This is a genomic window from Hafnia paralvei, from assembly GCF_020150375.1.
GTDB classification, from domain to species: Bacteria; Pseudomonadota; Gammaproteobacteria; order Enterobacterales; family Enterobacteriaceae; genus Hafnia; species Hafnia paralvei.
The window spans coordinates 1,630,821-1,648,474 of the sequence record NZ_CP083737.1 but is presented as its reverse complement, the minus strand read 5'-3'; the positions used below and the strand labels follow the sequence as shown (position 1 = coordinate 1,648,474).

Annotated in this window: 24 protein-coding genes; 17 read left to right on the top strand and 7 right to left on the bottom strand. The window is 47.8% G+C overall.

Features of this window, described 5'->3' with window-relative positions; genetic code table 11:
- Positions 1 to 267: 267 nt before the first annotated feature.
- The gene (locus K9N75_RS07805) at positions 268 to 552 is read right to left on the bottom strand and encodes a hypothetical protein (protein ID WP_224452435.1); all 285 of its coding nucleotides are present in this window, start codon (positions 550 to 552) and stop codon (positions 268 to 270) included.
- A gap of 1 nt (position 553) precedes the next feature.
- Positions 554 to 796 carry a transcriptional regulator gene (locus tag K9N75_RS07800; protein WP_224452434.1) on the bottom strand — a complete coding sequence of 81 codons (243 nt, stop codon included), beginning with the start codon at positions 794 to 796 and terminating at the stop codon, positions 554 to 556.
- 124 nt (positions 797 to 920) lie between these two features.
- On the opposite strand from K9N75_RS07800, the gene K9N75_RS07795 reads away from it, so the two are divergent.
- From K9N75_RS07795 to K9N75_RS07740, 12 genes are all read left to right on the top strand, one after another.
- Entirely contained in the window at positions 921 to 1,613 is a 693-nt protein-coding gene (locus tag K9N75_RS07795) for an XRE family transcriptional regulator (RefSeq protein WP_224452433.1), read from the top strand.
- 170 nt (positions 1,614 to 1,783) lie between these two features.
- Entirely contained in the window at positions 1,784 to 2,092 is a 309-nt protein-coding gene (locus K9N75_RS07790; RefSeq protein WP_224452432.1) for a hypothetical protein, read from the top strand.
- On the top strand, positions 2,082 to 2,279 hold the full coding sequence (locus K9N75_RS07785; RefSeq protein ID WP_224452431.1) for a hypothetical protein: 198 nt from the start codon (positions 2,082 to 2,084) through the stop codon (positions 2,277 to 2,279). The genes K9N75_RS07790 and K9N75_RS07785 overlap by 11 nt, the downstream gene beginning before the upstream one ends.
- Complete coding sequence (locus tag K9N75_RS07780) at positions 2,276 to 2,458, top strand: hypothetical protein (RefSeq protein ID WP_224452430.1); 183 nt, start codon at positions 2,276 to 2,278, stop codon at positions 2,456 to 2,458. The genes K9N75_RS07785 and K9N75_RS07780 overlap by 4 nt, the downstream gene beginning before the upstream one ends.
- Before the next feature lie 77 nt (positions 2,459 to 2,535).
- Positions 2,536 to 2,892 carry a hypothetical protein gene (locus K9N75_RS07775; RefSeq protein ID WP_224452429.1) on the top strand — a complete coding sequence of 119 codons (357 nt, stop codon included), beginning with the start codon at positions 2,536 to 2,538 and terminating at the stop codon, positions 2,890 to 2,892.
- A gap of 4 nt (positions 2,893 to 2,896) precedes the next feature.
- Positions 2,897 to 3,388 carry a hypothetical protein gene (locus K9N75_RS07770; protein ID WP_224452428.1) on the top strand — a complete coding sequence of 164 codons (492 nt, stop codon included), beginning with the start codon at positions 2,897 to 2,899 and terminating at the stop codon, positions 3,386 to 3,388.
- Between the two features lie 11 nt (positions 3,389 to 3,399).
- Positions 3,400 to 3,591, top strand: a complete 192-nt coding sequence (locus tag K9N75_RS07765) for a hypothetical protein (RefSeq protein WP_224452427.1) — start codon at positions 3,400 to 3,402, stop codon at positions 3,589 to 3,591.
- Positions 3,584 to 4,432, top strand: a complete 849-nt coding sequence (locus K9N75_RS07760) for an ORF6N domain-containing protein (RefSeq protein WP_224452426.1) — start codon at positions 3,584 to 3,586, stop codon at positions 4,430 to 4,432. Before K9N75_RS07765 ends, K9N75_RS07760 begins: the two co-directional genes overlap by 8 nt.
- Positions 4,432 to 5,007, top strand: a complete 576-nt coding sequence (locus K9N75_RS07755) for a hypothetical protein (protein WP_224452425.1) — start codon at positions 4,432 to 4,434, stop codon at positions 5,005 to 5,007. Before K9N75_RS07760 ends, K9N75_RS07755 begins: the two co-directional genes overlap by 1 nt.
- On the top strand, positions 4,997 to 5,212 hold the full coding sequence (locus tag K9N75_RS07750; protein WP_224452424.1) for a hypothetical protein: 216 nt from the start codon (positions 4,997 to 4,999) through the stop codon (positions 5,210 to 5,212). The genes K9N75_RS07755 and K9N75_RS07750 overlap by 11 nt, the downstream gene beginning before the upstream one ends.
- 2 nt (positions 5,213 to 5,214) lie before the next feature.
- On the top strand, positions 5,215 to 5,538 hold the full coding sequence (locus K9N75_RS07745) for a hypothetical protein (protein WP_025797634.1): 324 nt from the start codon (positions 5,215 to 5,217) through the stop codon (positions 5,536 to 5,538).
- The gene (locus K9N75_RS07740) at positions 5,538 to 5,729 is read left to right on the top strand and encodes a helix-turn-helix transcriptional regulator (RefSeq protein WP_130955318.1); all 192 of its coding nucleotides are present in this window, start codon (positions 5,538 to 5,540) and stop codon (positions 5,727 to 5,729) included. Before K9N75_RS07745 ends, K9N75_RS07740 begins: the two co-directional genes overlap by 1 nt.
- On the opposite strand, the gene K9N75_RS07735 is transcribed toward K9N75_RS07740, so the two are convergent.
- Positions 5,710 to 6,891: a tyrosine-type recombinase/integrase gene (locus K9N75_RS07735; protein WP_224452423.1), complete on the bottom strand. Its 1,182-nt coding sequence runs from the start codon at positions 6,889 to 6,891 to the stop codon at positions 5,710 to 5,712. The genes K9N75_RS07740 and K9N75_RS07735 overlap by 20 nt on opposite strands.
- 181 nt (positions 6,892 to 7,072) lie before the next feature.
- On the opposite strand from K9N75_RS07735, the gene sbcB reads away from it, so the two are divergent.
- Together sbcB and rarD are read left to right on the top strand one after the other, a co-directional pair.
- On the top strand, positions 7,073 to 8,503 hold the full coding sequence (gene sbcB / locus K9N75_RS07730; protein ID WP_224452422.1) for an exodeoxyribonuclease I: 1,431 nt from the start codon (positions 7,073 to 7,075) through the stop codon (positions 8,501 to 8,503).
- 129 nt (positions 8,504 to 8,632) lie between these two features.
- A complete protein-coding gene (gene rarD, locus K9N75_RS07725) occupies positions 8,633 to 9,559 on the top strand; it encodes an EamA family transporter RarD (RefSeq protein ID WP_008812904.1) in 927 nt (308 codons plus the stop codon).
- 99 nt (positions 9,560 to 9,658) lie between these two features.
- On the opposite strand, the gene K9N75_RS07720 is transcribed toward rarD, so the two are convergent.
- The 4 genes from K9N75_RS07720 to K9N75_RS07705 form a co-directional block, all read right to left on the bottom strand.
- Positions 9,659 to 11,047, bottom strand: a complete 1,389-nt coding sequence (locus tag K9N75_RS07720) for an APC family permease (RefSeq protein ID WP_008812903.1) — start codon at positions 11,045 to 11,047, stop codon at positions 9,659 to 9,661.
- The gene (locus K9N75_RS07715; RefSeq protein WP_004096065.1) at positions 11,037 to 11,255 is read right to left on the bottom strand and encodes a hypothetical protein; all 219 of its coding nucleotides are present in this window, start codon (positions 11,253 to 11,255) and stop codon (positions 11,037 to 11,039) included. The genes K9N75_RS07720 and K9N75_RS07715 overlap by 11 nt, the downstream gene beginning before the upstream one ends.
- 265 nt (positions 11,256 to 11,520) lie before the next feature.
- The gene (gabT, locus tag K9N75_RS07710; protein ID WP_185923106.1) at positions 11,521 to 12,843 is read right to left on the bottom strand and encodes a 4-aminobutyrate--2-oxoglutarate transaminase; all 1,323 of its coding nucleotides are present in this window, start codon (positions 12,841 to 12,843) and stop codon (positions 11,521 to 11,523) included.
- A gap of 231 nt (positions 12,844 to 13,074) precedes the next feature.
- A complete protein-coding gene (locus K9N75_RS07705) occupies positions 13,075 to 14,493 on the bottom strand; it encodes a glutamine synthetase family protein (protein WP_008812901.1) in 1,419 nt (472 codons plus the stop codon).
- Positions 14,494 to 14,709: 216 nt separating this feature from the next.
- On the opposite strand from K9N75_RS07705, the gene puuD reads away from it, so the two are divergent.
- The 3 genes from puuD (at position 14,710) to puuC (ending at position 17,651) form a co-directional block, all read left to right on the top strand.
- Positions 14,710 to 15,492, top strand: a complete 783-nt coding sequence (puuD, locus tag K9N75_RS07700; RefSeq protein ID WP_224452421.1) for a gamma-glutamyl-gamma-aminobutyrate hydrolase — start codon at positions 14,710 to 14,712, stop codon at positions 15,490 to 15,492.
- Between the two features lie 12 nt (positions 15,493 to 15,504).
- Complete coding sequence (gene puuR / locus K9N75_RS07695) at positions 15,505 to 16,062, top strand: HTH-type transcriptional regulator PuuR (RefSeq protein WP_008812899.1); 558 nt, start codon at positions 15,505 to 15,507, stop codon at positions 16,060 to 16,062.
- Positions 16,063 to 16,154: 92 nt separating this feature from the next.
- Complete coding sequence (puuC, locus tag K9N75_RS07690) at positions 16,155 to 17,651, top strand: aldehyde dehydrogenase PuuC (RefSeq protein WP_061060236.1); 1,497 nt, start codon at positions 16,155 to 16,157, stop codon at positions 17,649 to 17,651.
- Positions 17,652 to 17,654 lie beyond the last annotated feature (3 nt).

Below are 17,654 nucleotides of genomic sequence, written 5' to 3'. Positions count from 1 at the left end.
GTACTTACCTCTTCTGTTGAAAATGGCTATGCCAGAGACCAAGCCTTGAATTGTTTTGCACATCTGGTACGACCTCTGATTTGCCGGATTTTTAAGGGATAACCCCTACAGTGATCTTATGTTAGTAAGGAGATCTCCCTCTCTGGCTAAGCCTTCCCTAACACCCCTTTCAAAGATCACCCCCCTTACCCCCCTAGAAAGTTTTCCCCTCTTCCCCAAAACATCTAGACGGCTAAATGTCTGGAAGGTCAATCTCTCTAAGTGGGCTTACTGCTTAGCAGCTTGCGGTGGGCGAGACGTGATCCCCTCGCTTGCTGCTGCATACCGGTTTACAAACAATCTGAGTCGCGTATTAGCTTCTCGCCTCGCCTTGTTCTCTTGCCGGTATGTCACTTCCTCGCTTTCGAATGCCTCCTGATAAACTTCTGCGTACTTAAGTGCGATTTTTGGCCTGACTGACGGCGTTAGCCGCTGTAGTTGCTCCTGTATCCATTCGGCATCAGCGCCATAATGCACGGTCGGTAAGCCGACATGGGCAAGGCTATATGACATATCACGCCTCTGGGGATGGATGGGGAAATAGCGTAGGTAGGTCTGGGCGTAGCTCGTGAGGCTTAACCACACCATCAACAGCATTTGAAACAGCTACAGCATGAACAGGAGAAACATTTTTTATTCCCCTGACCCATTTCCAAACAGCCCCTTGAGTAACGCCCACTTTCTTTGCCAAAGAACTTTGGCCGCCAGCAACATGAACAGCCTTAGCCATTGGAGAATCAAAAACCTCATCAAGCATAACAAGCCCTCAGTATTAATATTAAAGACATAAAATAATACCAAAGGAATAATCTTTCAAGCATTATTCACTTGTCACATATAATCTCATGGTATTAAATAGGCTTATCAACAGGGGATACTAAATGAATACACTTGCAGACAGACTTAAGCTGGCTATGGCACACGCTGGAACAACACAAAGTGAGTTAGCATCGAGAGTTGGAGTTAGCCAAGGAGCTATACAAAAACTCACCTCAGGAAAAGCCCATTCCAGTGGGAAAATTGTCGATATTGCTAAAGCGTTAGATGTAGATCCTATATGGCTGAGTAAAGGCGAAGGGAGCATGGGCCCAGCTAAAACCCCAGAACAAAGATTGTTTGGAATTTCCCCTTGGGGTAGTCAAACACCACTTGAGAATGACGAAGTAGAGGTACCTTACTTGAAGGATATCGAATTTGCATGCGGGGATGGTAGTTGCCTAGATGAAGATTACAACGGCAAAAAGCTGAGGTTTTCAAAGGCCACGTTGCGGAAAGTCGGTGCCAATAGTGACGGTGATGGAGTCCTATGCTTTGCAGCTCACGGAAATAGTATGGAGCCTGTGATTTCTGATGGTTCCACGGTTGCCATCAATTGTTATGACAAACGTATCGTAGATGGAAAAATCTACGGCATAAACCAAGGCGGGTGGAAAAGATTAAAAATTCTATACAGATCAGGCCCGGACAAGGTCACTATCAGAAGCTACAACTCCGATGAATATCCTGACGAAGAAGTTGATATGGATAGCCTTGAAGTTCTTGGAAGGCTGTTCTGGGTATCAACAATATATTGATAAGACCTTGTTAAAACACCAAACCGGCCACTGCGCCGGTTTTTTAATGTCAAAATAAACATAATTAACAATGACATGGCCAAATGATTATTCTTTTTATATTAATACCATTGACGTAAAATTAATACTTAAGTATTATCACCTCATCGGCAAATAATGGAGCCTATGAGATGACGACCAAAAAGTTTTATCAATTAGTAGATATTCCTGATTTTCGCTATGACAGCGACTGTTCAAGCATTAGCTATGGCTATATTGCAGATGACTGCGATACTAAAACAGTTTCAATCCTTGATGCAATTAACCATATTAGCCTTAGTATTTTCACGATGACTGAAGACGAGAATATTAACAAAGATACATTAAACAAACTTTCATGTGTTATTTCAGACCTCGCTGAACTGGCCATTGCTACAAATAAAATATCACAAACCGCATCATATTTAGCTGGTGTTAAGGAAGGGAATAATGGCAAGTGAAATCACGCTAGAAGAAGTCGCATTACGCGCCCATCAAGCAGAGATTATTTGCAGCATGATGGAGGTCTACCCAAACCAATTAGTTGATTCGGAAATTACAGCGATGGCTACATTACTTCGCCATTTAACTGGTGATGTAACTGCATATCTAATCGAGGCGATGGCTACAAAGGACGGCAACCAATGACCATATGCTTAACTGATGCCGTCTGCCGCGTTCAACAGGCTCAAGCGGTACTAAGTGTCTGGCTGGAAAATTCAAGAGATAAATATGAGGAAAACTTAGTAGCCTCAATAATAACTCTTTTAGACGGGGTAGATGCTGCGATTGAACATGCAGATAATAAAATCTTACAGAAAAAATAAATAAACCTAATTCATCAATAAAAACCACAGCCTAATAGCTGGGACTAACTGTACCTAAATTTCATAATAAGGCATATATGAACTTTCAACAAAAGATTGCTCAATATAGAAAATACCTCATCGATGCCAAACTTAATGCAATGCTGCGAAAAACAAATAGCCATTGCACTATTGTTACTCTTGAGGATGGCTCTATGCGCACGATTGAGCTATCAGAATCAACATTAAGCAAGGGACTAGAAATATTTTTTGAACTTCCCGCGCTAGATGTCAATACACGTTCCGAAGCTGAACCAATGATTTTAGAAAGTTATAAGTCACTTTTAAAAAAAGGTAATGACAAACTAAATGATGAAGGTCATGAATTCATGAATAACCTCGTAAAGAACATTGCTGAATTAGCCAACGAACGCGGCTTATTTAATAAGGAATAGCCTTGTGAAAAATAAAATGTCACTAGAGCAAATGGTCGAATATATGAAGAGCAATAACTCTAATGTCCCTGACTGGCTTCTTGATATTAATCGCTTGAATTCAGGAGCGGAGTTATCACGCGATGAAATGCTGGAATATGCAGAGTGCTTCTGCTCACAGGCTCGTTCCGTGGAGACGCTCACTTATTTAATCGAGTGCGAGAAGCGTTTCGGTCTGGCGGCTAATGGCGGGCACATCTTTGTTCACAGCAACGTCATTATTCAAATAGACAAGCGTGTAATCGAAGTGCTCCTGCAGTGCCAGATAGAAGCCACGATTTTAGAAAAGCGTCCTGCCGATCGCTACATATCAGTCATGCAGTTTTATTTAGGAGACCGCCTGAAGCGTGAGCAGGAAGGATCTACATGGATGGTTGATTTCATCGATGAGGTTCTTATTTCCGGTTCGAAATTTTTAATCAGCGGTGAAATTCCACCAGCTAAAGAAATGCACTGAGGGGAGCGGCAATGAATAGCACAACAGAATTAGCTAGCAACTATAAAGCCCAGATTCTCCTCACGTTGGAGAACGGAAAAATCATCAGTGAACGACTGCTACAAAACGGTGAAATGGTGGCTACGGTTCCGGCTTTCATTGAGCTAGCAGAGATGGCTGGTTATCAAATTACCTGCAGCACAAGTGAGGCGAACAATGGCTAAGAAAACTGAGCTGGTGGCTGTTGAAGCCAAAGACCTGAAAGTTATCGAATATCGTGGGAAACGTGTAGCAACCACAGAGCAGCTAGCAGCGGGGTATGGCACAACGGTGATCCGCATTCAACAGAACCACACCCGTAATGCAAACCGCTTTGTTGAAGGTAAGCACTTTTTCAAAATCAGCGGAAATGAACTGAAGTCATTCCGACTATCTTTAAGCGAGTCGGTTAATAAACATACAACCTCATTGATTCTCTGGACTGAACGCGGCGCCGCCAACCACGCCAAGATGCTGGAAACCGATCAGGCGTGGGGATACCACGAGGACTTGGTTGAGTTCTACTTTACCCAGCGTAATGCGATTCCAGCGCCAGCAGTGATCGGACGTAAAGAACTAGCACTGATGGTTATCGAAGCTGAGGAACGAGCCGAGGCAGCCGCACTTGAGAATAAAACTTTAAACGCCACCGTAGAAAGCTTAGCGAAACACTTCACTAAAGGCATGACGATCCCTGCTTTCTGTAAGGCTCTAAACGGCGTCAACGTAAGCAAAATGTCATGGTGGGCTTTTCAACGCAACTGGTTATACAACGCCCAGCGAGATCCTGAGAAGCCCCCGAAGTGGCGTGTTGCTTCCTATGCCCGCGATAAATATCTGACTGAAGAAGAAATGCAGATTACACCGCATGGGGCGGACGAGTTTACCCGATTTACGCCAGTGCTACTGGAGAATGGTTGTCACCGACTTTACCGATTGTACATGAAAGGTGAACTGCCAATGAAAAAGACATGGAACGGCGAGTTTAGTCACGACAAAGCCATTTACACACCGGAGGCCAAATAATGCTTATTCCAACTGATATTCTTCGTGCCGCTCTGTGCTGTGTGGCTGCCGAGAACGAACAGCGCACTTACCTGCAAGGGGTCTACATCACCCCAACCCATATTCAAGCGACTAATGGGCGTGCTGCCGTAATGATGGAACATGGCGCTGATACTGAAATTGACGCTGTCTTTTTGGTCAGCGGTGTTATTCCGGATGACGCGGAAGGTACCCTTTTTCAACTTTTGGATGATGGCTGGGTGGCTATCCATTTTGATGAAAACAAACAGGCATTAGGCCGTAATGAACTCACAGTTATGCCCTGTCGCTACCCTGACTTTGCCAAGTTGCTGCCTGAGAAGCCAGAACCTTGCACCGAGTTACCAATTTTTGCAGCCCAGCTGCTGGCGTTGCCTTATTTAATGTTTCGTAGCGGGTTTGGCCCCGTCAAATTCAAACCTTATGGCAAGACGGCACAATGCCAACTGATTTTAGATCCGGTGACCAATCACCTATATGGCAATCCGTTTCTCGTGATCATGCCGTTGCACGATAATGCCTTCGAACTGTGTGCTGAGGTGCTAAATGAAGATTGATTATCAAGACCACGGTGTCATTGCAACGATCACCGTGACCAGCACTGCCTTTGAATTCCGCCGTCATAACCGTGTAGTCGATGCCGCATTATTTGCGGCTGATGTTAAAACTTATCGCTCGGGTCTCTTCTTTATGAAATCGGTCATATCAGGCAAAACCGCTGTTGTGATGCGCGCCTATAAAGCTGTTATGTGGGAGGTCTAGTGATGAATAGCAATATGTTTGAACTCACAAAGACAATCAAGGCCGCAGTGTCTGGTGGCTCATCTGGCATCACCGACGCTATTTTTGCTGCAGGATATCGAAAGCCTGATCGCAGTGTTGAAGATGCCGTGATGCTCACCATTGAAACGCTTGCTGGGTTTGAAGGTGCAGACATTCCTTGGGAGCAATGGCCAAAGAGCCTTGATGGAATTTTAGTTAACGAATTGAACGAGCTGATTGAGGTGGAATGTCACAACGCAGATGGATCAGCAGCCCATATAGCAAAAGCAGTTTTGAGTGCTGGTTATCGTAAGGTAGGTGAATAATGGCTAATACTGAAATGATTAAAGAGTCTGAGGTGATGCTAAAACTAGAAATATCATCACGCCAGACTCTGTGGAACTATGTGAAAAAATATAACTTTCCAAAGCCAGTCAGGACACATCCAAAACAATACCTGCGCTCGGACGTGGATCATTGGATCATTAATGGCGGCGTTAACCAGAGATCTTCTTAACGTGCCAGAATATTTTATCGGCGTATAACTCATACGCCGCTTTCTGCTCAGAAAGCCAATCATGTTTGTTATAAACAGACATGACCCCACCTAGTTCGTGGCCTAGCATCTTCTCAGTAACATGCGGTGGGACCCCCTCTTCTGATAATCTTGTAACAAGCGTTCGACGAAAATCATGAGTTCTCCACTCGCCTATACCTAAAGTAGCCTTTATTCTTGCCATGTAGCGGTTTGCTGCAGCTATTGTAATAGGTGTATCCATACTCTGTCCGGGAAACATAGTATCCCCGTAAGTAAGCATAGCCTTTTCAACCAACGGTTTAATTTGCTCAAAAATAGGACGCCGCAGCACTATTTTCGTTTTGTTGTGTTCTTTAGGAACCGTCCAAACCAACTCATGGAGATCAAACTCACTGCGTTCCGCCAGCCTAACTTCGGATAACCTTGCCCCCCACAGCATAACCATTTGGTGGAGTAGTTTATTCGAAGTGGCAGCTCTACTACGCTCTATAGCCAGCCAAAGCATTGCCAGCTCGTTGTAGGTAAGAACCCGGTCACCAACTTCTGGTTTACACCCTACATCCTTCGGACTGATACGCATCACGGAGCAGGTATCAATATACTGCCGTCGAATGCACCAGTTAATGGCTGAACGTAACTGGGTTAAGAGTTGACGTGCACGGCGAGGATTAATTTTTTCCTCTGCCGTGAAGCGTTCCATCCATTGCCTTACCGTTATATCGTTAATATTTTGGTTGGGAAAAGCATCTTTCATGTGCTTTATAACGGTAGATTCATACAGGGCTTTCGTCTTGGGGCGTAAGGCCACATCAACATAGGTTTCTTGCCAGTAATTGATGCAATCCTTAACCGTTACTACCGATTGGCCTTTCTCTCGTTCAAAATAGGTTCGGGGATCTGTTCCACCATCATATAAAAGTCTGAGCTCAGACGTTAACGTTCTGGCATCTTTTAATGACAATGCGGGGTATCGCCCAAGCCCTAACCTTTGTGGCTTTCCAGCCCACCGATAACGGTACTGAAATGTGACAACCCCCTTGGGGGAAATGCGCACTCCTAATCCATCTGTATCGGCCACTTCTGGTGTACCCGAATATGGTTTACCATGTATAGAACGCAGTTTTGTATCGCTGAGAGCCATAATAATTTTCTGTACACACTAGTTTTTGAGATTCTGTACCAAGTCTGTACGCAATCATGCACGGACTAAGGCAAACAGTAAACAACATTAATAGACAAACGTGTACAGACAGCGACAAACAATAGAAATAATACCCAATAAAAACAGGATATTATTGAACAATAATGGACATTATTTTACTGTGAAGAACACAAAAATACAAAGCTCCTTCCTCATCCACGACTACGAAACCTTTGGTCAACATCCCGCGCTAGATCGACCAGCCCAATTTGCGGGCGTTCGTACCGATGCTGATTTCAACATTATCGAAGAGCCACTGGTCATTTACTGCCGCCCCTCAGACGACTATCTGCCACAGCCAGAAGCCGTGATGATCACGGGTATTACTCCTCAGGTTGCTTTAACACGAGGCGTTAGCGAAGCCGAGTTTTCTCGCCAGATCAATCAAATGTTTAGCGTGCCTGGCACCTGTATCATGGGCTACAACAATATTCGTTTTGATGATGAAGTAAGCCGCAATATCTTTTATCGCAACTTTTACGATCCCTACGCCTATAGTTGGCAAAACGGGAATTCACGCTGGGATTTACTCGATGTGCTGCGTACCTGCTACGCCTTACGTCCTGAAGGGATTAACTGGCCAGAAAATGAAGAAGGTCTGCCGAGCTTCAAGCTCGAGCATTTGTCTAAAGCCAACGGTATCGAACACGAAAATGCGCATGATGCGATGGCTGACGTGTACGCCACCATTGCACTGGCGAAGTTAGTTAAACAAGCTCAGCCTAAGCTGTTTGATTACCTGTTCCAACTGAGAAATAAGCATAAGGTTTCTGCACTACTTGATATCGCCAACATGAAACCTTTAGTCCATATTTCCGGAATGTTTGGTGCGCTGCGTGGCAATACAAGCCTAGTTGCGCCACTGGCGTGGCACCCCGACAACAAAAATGCCGTGATCATGTGCGATCTTGCCGGTGATATGTCACCACTGTTGGAACTCGATACCGATGCTCTGCGCGAACGTCTTTATACACGTCGTAGTGAATTGCGTTCCGACCAACCGCCTGCACCGCTTAAATTAGTCCATATCAACAAGTGTCCGGTTTTGGCTCCAGATCAGACGCTGCGCCCAGAAAACGCTGAACGCCTTGGCTTAGACCGCCAGCGTTGTATGGATAACTTGCAGTTGCTGCGTAATCACCCAGAGCTGCGCGATAAAGTCGTTGCCGTTTTCGCTGAGGCCGAGCCTTTTAAAGCGTCAGATGACGTTGATGCACAGCTTTATGACGGGTTCTTCAGCGACGCAGACCGAAGCGCCATGCAGATTATAAGAGAGACGCTGCCACAGAATCTTCCCGCTCTCGACCTCACGTTTAACGATAAACGCGTTCTGCCTTTGCTGTTCCGCTATCGCGCCCGCAACTTCCCCACGACGCTTACCGATGATGAGCAACGTCGCTGGCAACTCCACCGCCAAGCAGTGCTAACACCGGAGCGATTACAGGCGTATATCCATCAACTTGAAGAGTTGTATAACCGCCATGAAGACGAACCTGAAAAGCTTGCCCAACTCAAAGAGCTCTTTGAATACGCGCGTCAGCTAGTCAATTAATATTTATGAGTTTTATGTTTTAGGGTGAGCTATATCACCCACAGTATTTTCAACAGCGGGTAGTATTAGCATCAGAAGCCGATTTTATCTTTATTTTACAATAGACTTTACAAAAAACAGGTCGTTATTATGTGGCTAAAAAACGGGCCAGCCTTGGCCGTTCTGGCGTTTATTTTATGGGGTATCACTCCGTTATTTTATAAAATGCTGCCGGATGCCAATGCATTAGAGCTGCTAGCGCAACGCCTGTTTTGGTCTATTCCTTTGCTGCTTTTGCTACGTCTGCTCTTCAAAAATCGCACAACGTGGAAACAAGTCTGGCAGGACAAGCGCTCTCTGTTTTGCTGTCTGCTGGGCGGCGCTATCATGAGCGTATCATGGACCACGTTTATCTATGCCCTCACCCACAATTTGGTCTTAGATGCCAGTCTCGGTTACTTCACTAATCCACTATTTTCAATTGCCCTTGGCGTGATTTTTCTGCACGACAAACTAAGCCGTTTTCAGCGAATTGCCGTTGCGCTCGCGATAACAGGGCTGGCCTATCAGATCGTGTTGTTGGGACACATCCCCATTTTGGCTTTGGCGATGGGCAGTACTTTTGCCTTTTATGGTCTGGTGCGTAAATTTATCCGTTACGACATCATGACCGCGTTAACGCTGGAAACCCTTTGGATGTTGCCGCTGGCTATTGCCATCACAATTTGGTTGCACATGACAGGCAGCAGCATTTTAGCGGGTTCCGGCACTAAAACCTTTGTACTTTATGCGCTTACCGCCCCAGTCACCTTTGCACCACTTTTACTGTTCGCCGCCGCAATCAAACGCACTTCGCTGACGGTGATTGGCTTAGCGCAATATGTAGAGCCGTCGCTGCAATTCTTGCTCGCCGTATTAGCCTTCGGTGAGCCAATTAGTATGCCGAAAATGATCAGTTTCTCCTTGATATGGTTAGGATTGGCATTTTGTGTATATGAGTTATTCCGCCAGCATTGGCGTTACCGGCATCTGGCCACAGATATGGTACGGGGAAAAAGAAACCATCCGGGACATTAACTCACCCACCCTAACCGCTCAATAAACATCCTCCGGTCTGGCGGCGCTATAGGTAAAAAATCGGGGAGCTTTCACTCCCCGATATGACTTCTACCCGTGTCATTCCGCCTGCGGTTGGCTTTCGAACTGCGGTGGCGGTTTACGGAAGCGTCGGGTCAGATAAACCAAATATCCAAAGCCGAGCGCTGCCCAAATCAATCCCATCGTCAGTGAACTTTTCTCAAGGTTCAGCCACAGTACGGCCACGGTGAGGGCCCCGATCATCGGCAATACCAGAAAATGGAAGCGATCTTTCCACGTTTTATTACGTCCTTCGCGAATGTAAAAATGGCTGATGACTGAAAGATTCACAAAGGTAAACGCAACCAGCGCACCAAAGTTAATCAACGCCGTGGCCGTCACCAAATCAAACGAAATGGCCGACAGAGCCACCAATCCCACCATGATCACGTTTAACGCTGGCGTGCGCCACTTGGGATGTACATAGCCAAAAATCTTCTCTGGGAATACGTTATCACGCCCCATCACGTACAGCAGGCGTGAAACGCTGGCGTGCGATGCCAAACCCGAAGCCAACGTATTCACGAAGGTGGTGCACAAGAAGATTGACTGGAACAGCTTGCCACCGACGTATAACGCAATTTCCGGTAACGCCTCATCCGGCTGTTTAAAGCGCGTGATATCGGGGAAGAAGAGCTGAATAAAGAACGACACCGAGATGAAAATGATCCCGCCATACAGCGCGGTCAAGAATATCGCGCGCGGAATGGTTTTTGCCGCATCCTTGGTTTCTTCAGACAACGTAGTTACCGCATCAAATCCGAGGAAGGAGAAGCACACGATGGTGGCACCGGTGATTATCGGCAACAGGTGGGCATTTTCACTGACAAAAGGCTGTAGACTCCACACCTTTCCCACCCCTTCCCCTTTATGCAGCCCTTGAACCACGAGAAAGATGAAGACCAAAATAATGGCAACCTGCACCAGAACAAAAATGGTGTTGAAGTTTGCCACTAAACTCACACTTTTCAGGTTAGCCGCCGTCATTATCGCAACAAAACCAACGACCCAAATCCAAGGGGGAACTTCTGGGAACATCGCCGACAGATAGATTTTTGCCAACAGCACGTTAATCATCGGCAAAAACAGATAATCAAGCAGCGATGACCAGCCCACCAAGAAACCTACGTGCGGATTTATCGCTTTTTGCGCATAGGTATAGGCAGAACCCGCCGTCGGGAACTGACGTACCAGTTTTCCATAGCTAATTGCCGTAAATAGCACTCCGGCCAGCGCAAACAGATATGACATCGGCACATGGCCGTTGCTGATACCGGAAACAATGCCGAAGGTATCAAACACTGTCATTGGCGTCAGGTAGGCCAAGCCCATCATAACGATCTGCCAGAGCTTTAGAGATTTACGTAATTGAGGCTTGCCTGCTTCATGTGCAGTCGCCTGAGAAACAGAAGGAGTTCTAATCGCCATGACGGTTTCCCCCTTTGTCCTCTGCTGGTAACAAATTAACGTCATTCAGAGAGGCCGCGGGGAAACGTCGTATTAGGCGGCGGGATAATCGACTACAGATATAAGTTTGTTCATTTAGCAAAGCGCCAGAAAAACAGTGAGCTGGCCCGTATTCGCTGCGGCTCAGGCGTTCGCCCAAGCGCGGCGGATAAACATAAACATGCACCATCGTTATATCCTCTAGACGTATCCCGATACGTCACATTGAAACCACTACCGCCTGAACGCTCCGTGGTCCGGTAGTGGAAAACAGCCGCGAGTAATGCTTTTGCTCTGGCTATCGCGCAAATCAACCGATCGCGCTCTGTATTTGGAATCTGCCCAATCAGCTGTTCGGGCAGTTCATCGTTTGTTCACCATCGATGGGTTGTGTTACGCATCGCTTCAGTGATAAAAAAAAGATAACCGTCAGTAAACTGCCGGTTATCTTTATGTCATGCATTCTGCACTTTTTTAGCGACAACAGAAAGTGCCGTAGCCAACTTTTCCATACCTTCTTTTATAACTTCTTTTTCTGCTGTGAGCGGTGCTAAGAATCGAATGACATTACCGCGCACGCCACAGGAGAGTAAAATCAGCCCCTGCTTACCAGCCTCTTTCACCAACGCCGAAGTCAGTGCTTTATTCGGCTTAGTCGCATCACGGTTTTCAACTAATTCCATAGCCACCATCGCACCCACGGCGCGAATGTCACCAATGCAGTCAAAACGCTCAGCCAGCGCATGTAGTTCGCGGGTGATCTGCTCACCGACCTGTCGTGCCTTCTGATTCAGTTGTTCATCCTTAATCAGATCCGTCACTGCCAGCGCCGCTGCAATTGCAACCGGCGAACCGGCATAGGTTCCCCCTAATCCGCCCGGCAACGCTTTTTCCATTAAACGCTTTTTGCCGACCAACGCAGACAGCGGGAAACCACCAGCCAGACTTTTCGCCATAGTCACTAAATCGGGCTCTACGCCGGTATGCTCAATAGCAAAGGTCTTACCTGTACGACAGAAACCGCTCTGAATTTCGTCTGCGATCAAGACGATCCCGTGCCGATCGCAAATCTCACGCAGCGATTTGAGGAAGCCCGCCGGAGCCGCATAGAAACCGCCTTCACCCTGCACCGGTTCAATGATGATAGCGGCGACTTCGGTCGGCGCAATATCGGCGGCAAAAATGGCATCTAACGCATCCAAAGCATGTTGTTCAGTAATGCCGAGGTATGGCGCAGGATACGGCGCATGATAAATGCCCGATGGGAATGGCCCATATCCCTGTTTGTACGGTGCTACTTTTCCCGTTAGCGCCATGCCCATGAGGGTGCGTCCGTGAAAACCGCCGCGAAACGCAATCACACCGCCGCGCCCCGTTGCGATACGCGCAACCTTAACGGCGTTTTCAACCGCTTCGGCTCCCGTCGTCAATAACAGTGTCTGAGTCGCTTCCTTAATAGGCACCAGCGCATTCAAACGCTCAGCCAACTCAACATATTCAGGATACGGCGTCACTTGGAAGCACGGATGAGTAAATCGAGTCAGTTGCTCTTGCACCGCCGCGATCACTTTGGGATGGTTATGTCCGGTATTTAATACCGCGATCCCGGCTGCAAAATCGATATAACGATTGCCTTCGATGTCCCACAGCTCAGCGTTGCGCGCTTTTTGAATGAACGCTGGCAGTAAGGTTGAAACTCCGCCCGCCACCGCTTCCTCACGGCGCGTCTGCCACGATTGGTTGGTGCCATTACCGGACAGATTGTGATTCTCAGACATGATGTGCTCCGTAATTGAATTTGAATTTCGAATACAGACTTCCCCCCACCGTACGTACTGCCCTCTGACAAAAGAGGAATTAAGGTGGAGTTACAACATTTTTCCGGCTATCCCCGAAAGATTTCAAAGTGAAGAAAGGCGGCATCTGAATGAATCCCCTGAAGCTGACGCCAGTCAGTAACTGAGGGATTAAAGGCAGCCAACACATCTACAGTTTGAAAAATAAAGGGATCAGGCGTTCTTCAGCATCCAGTCAATTTCAGTATCAGTCACCATACGCTCGAACTGAATTAGCTCATCGGTCTTACAAGCATGGTAAACATGGCTGAAACGCTCTCCGAGCAGTGAGCGCAGCGCCTGCTGTTCTTCAAATTCATACAGCGCATCGCTTTGGCGGATCGGGAAAGGTAAACCTTCCTGCTCAATACCGTTGCCGGTGATCGGCTCAGCCAGCGTGAGGTCGTTGTCTAAGCCATGCAAAATGCCGGCAAGAACCGTGGCCATCACTAGATAGGGGTTAGCATCAGCGCCCGCTACGCGATATTCAACGCGGTGGCTGTCACGATCGCCGCACGGAATGCGCAGCGCCACGGTTCGGTTGTTATGCCCCCAAGAGGCTTGAGTCGGTACGTACATTCCCGGTTGGAAACGACGGAAAGCGTTGACATTAGGTGCCAGCAGTGCCATTGAGGCAGGCATTAACGCCATCATCCCAGCAAGCGCTTTCTTCAATAGCAGAGAATCTTCGCCGTCATCATCGGCAAACACATTCTGACCTTTGTTATCCAACATGCTGATGTGGATGTGCATCCCACTGCCAGCATGTTCTTCATAAGGCTTTGCCATAAAGGTGGCATGCATATCATGGTTTTCAGCCACCATACGCACCAGTCGCTTCAGAGACAGCGCATGATCGCAAGCCTGCAAAACGTTATCGGTATGGTTAAGATTAACTTCGAACTGCCCTGGGGAGGCTTCAGCAACGGCGCCATCGGCGGGAATTTGTTGCAGTTTTGCCAGCTCATCGATATCGCTGAGGACATCAGCAAAATGATTCAGGTTATCAACGGAATAAACCTGACTCTGCGTATTTCGCTCTTGCGTCCCCGGCGCACATGGCGGTTGTAGATACCCTTCCGCATCACGTTGTCGATCGATGAGATAGAACTCCAGCTCTACCGCTACCACGGGGAATAATCCGCGCTGGCGTAGTTGCTGCCAGACATTATTCAATACGTTACGTGGCTCAACGTCAAAGGGAGTACCATCTTCATCCAGCATGGTCAGAAGAACCTGACCGATAAACTCAGGGTCTGCCGCTGACGGCGTTAACGAACCCAATACTGGCACACAGGTGCGATCCGGTTCGCCTAGTTCTTGTCCTAAACCGGCCTCTTCAACCACGTTGCCAAGAATATCCATCGCAAACACTGAGGCGGGGAAATAACACCCTTTCTCCAGTTTTTTCAAACCTGCAACAGGAATTCTTTTTCCGCGGAAACAGCCATTAAGGTCGGTTAGGAGTACATCCACATGCTGCGTCGAGGGATAGCGTTCCAAATAATTTTTAACTTCGCGTTGAAACGCGCTACTTCGTCTCTCTTCGCTATGCTGAACAAAATTTTCAACTTCTACGATATTGGTTTGCATGATTCACCCGCCATTGATTGAAGACCGTGGATCTGACCCTTTGAGTTGCTCGATATAATGTCCACAATTGAAATGTAGATGCAAATAAAATGTTTCGCAAGTGTTGCAATTAGTTTGAATATTGGACGTACCACTGCTAGATTGAGAAAATATTGAACGGAAAAGCGCTGTATGGAAGCAATGTGTTCATAATTTAGACCAAGCGGAGAGGGTGGTATGGGCAATATATTTAACAGGCCGGTAATCGGTGTTGTCATGTGTAGGAACAGGGTGCACGGACACTTAACGCAGACCTTGCAAGAAAAGTACCTAAATGCCGTATTGAATGCCGGTGGCGTGCCAGTCGCTTTGCCCCATGCGCTAGCAGAGCCGGAATTACTGGAAACGCTTCTTTCTCATCTGGATGGCATTATGCTGCCGGGTAGCCCAAGCAATGTGCAGCCGCACCTATATGGTGAAAACGGCGATGAGCCTGACGCCGATCCTGGGCGTGATAGTTTGAGTCTGGCGCTAATTAGCATCGCACTCGAAAGGCGCATTCCCCTTTTCGCCATCTGCCGAGGGTTACAGGAAATGGTGGTGGCAACCGGTGGCACGCTCTATCGACGTCTCTATGAACAGCCTGAGCTATTGGAACACCGCGAAGATCCTGAGTTACCGCTTGAGCAACAATATGCCCCTTCTCATGAAGTGCTGGTACAAGATGGGGGTTTGCTTTCAAAATTAGTACCGGGTTGCAACAAGTTTTGGGTTAACTCATTGCATGGCCAAGGCGCAAAAACGCTGGGGCCATTGCTGCGCGTTGAAGCCAAAGCATCGGATGGATTAGTGGAAGCCGTGAGCGTTCACGATCACCCCTTTGCTCTAGGCGTGCAGTGGCATCCTGAATGGAACAGCGATGAATACGCCCTATCCCGCTTGTTGTTTGAAGGTTTTATCACCGCTTGTCAGAAAGCCAGTGCTGAAAAAAACAGCCAGCCTGACAAGAACTATCAATAAGGAAGTATGCATATGAGCGATGTCAGCTTGGCGCCAGGAAAACGCCTGTCACATATCCGTCAACAACTGGGTTTGTCACAGCGCAGGGCAGCTGAACTGTCTGGATTAACGCACAGTGCGATTAGCACCATTGAGCAAGATAAAGTCAGCCCAGCAATTAGCACCTTGCAAAAACTGCTCAAGGTCTATGGGTTGTCGCTGTCGGAGTTTTTTGCCGAACAGGAAAAACCGGATGAACCACAGGTTGTGATTAACGCCGAAGACTTAATCGAAATTGGCAGCCAAGGGGTTTCCATGAAACTGATTCATAACGGAAACCCTAACCGCACGTTGGCCATGATGATTGAGACTTACGAACCCGGAACCACAACCGGTGAACGCATAAAACATCAGGGTGAAGAAATTGGCACCCTGTTGGAAGGGGAAGTGATGCTGACAATTAATGGTCAGGTATATCACCTTGAAGCGGGACAGAGTTATGCCATTAACACTGGCATTCCCCATAGCTTCAGTAATACGTCAGCACGTATATGCCGCATTATCAGCGCCCATACGCCGACGACTTTCTAATGCATATGTTAGTTACATAGATAAATACCCAAATACAGGCCTCACGGCTAACGCACGGAGAAGCCTGTCACTGCGGCAATTAAGGGGAATGCATGGACTTTCACAACTTGCAGTACTGGCAGCAACGGGCGAAGGCCCTAGAGATTGAGAATCGACTATTTATCAATGGCCGTTATCAGCAGGCCGCCGATGGCGCACAGTTTTCAGTGGAAGATCCTGCGGGTCAGCGTGAGCTGGTGCGCGTCGCTCAAGGAAATGAGCACGATGTGAATCAGGCTGTTAGCGCAGCGCGAGACGTTTTTGAACGCGGCGACTGGTCACGCGCTACCCCGGCTAAGCGTAAATCCATATTGATGAAGCTGGCTGATTTGATGGAACAACATCACGAGGAACTGGCGTTGCTGGAAACACTGGATACCGGCAAGCCGATACGCCACAGCCTGCGCGATGATATCCCTGGCGCCATTCGCTCACTGCGTTGGTATGCCGAAGCAATTGACAAAGTCTATGGCGAAATTGCCCCAACCAGCCAAGATGCGCTGGCCTTGATTGAGCGTGAACCGGTTGGCGTGGTAGCTGCCATTGTACCTTGGAATTTCCCACTGCTACTCGCCTGCTGGAAACTCGGCCCCGCACTGGCGGTAGGCAACAGCGTCATACTCAAGCCTTCAGAAAAATCGCCACTCACTGCGTTGCGCATCGCGGGGTTAGCCAAAGAAGCTGGCTTACCCGACGGTGTGCTTAGCGTGATTTCAGGCTTCGGGCAGGACGCAGGACAGGCACTCTCCCGCCATCCTGACGTCGATGTGCTGACATTTACCGGCTCTACTCGTACAGCAAAACAGCTACTGAAAGACGCGGGCGACTCCAACATGAAACGCGTATGGCTGGAAGCCGGTGGCAAAAGTGCCAACATCATTTTTGCTGACTGTCCCGACTTGTCAAAAGCCGCGGCCAATGCAGCGGCTGGCATTTTCTATAACCAAGGACAGGTGTGCATTGCGGGTACGCGCTTGCTGGTAGAAGAAAGCATCAAAGAGGAATTTCTTGCCGCCTTGCGCGATCAGGCTGCGGCCTATCGGCCAGGTAACCCACTCGATCCTGAAAGCGTGATGGGTACGCTTATTGATGCTGAGCACGGCTCTAAAGTCCAAGAATATATTCAGCAAGGCATTGCCGAAGGCGCCACGCTGTATCTCGATGGGCGCGATCACGCGCAAGGCGATCACGGGAGTTATCTCGGCCCGACCATATTCACCGATGTCAGCAATCACATGCGCATTGCGCGCGAAGAAATCTTTGGCCCTGTGCTTGCCGTTTCAACGTTTACCACTGAACAGCAGGCTTTAGAGCTCGCCAACGACAGCGATTATGGCTTAGGTGCGGCGATCTGGACGCGCGATCTGTCTAAAGCTCACCGCATGTCTCGCCGCCTCAAAGCGGGTTCGGTATTTGTGAACAACTACAATGATGGCGACATGACCGTACCGTTCGGCGGCTATAAACAAAGCGGTAACGGACGCGATAAGTCTCTGCATGCCTTAGAAAAATTTACCGAATTAAAAACCATCTGGATTTCGCTGGAGTAAATA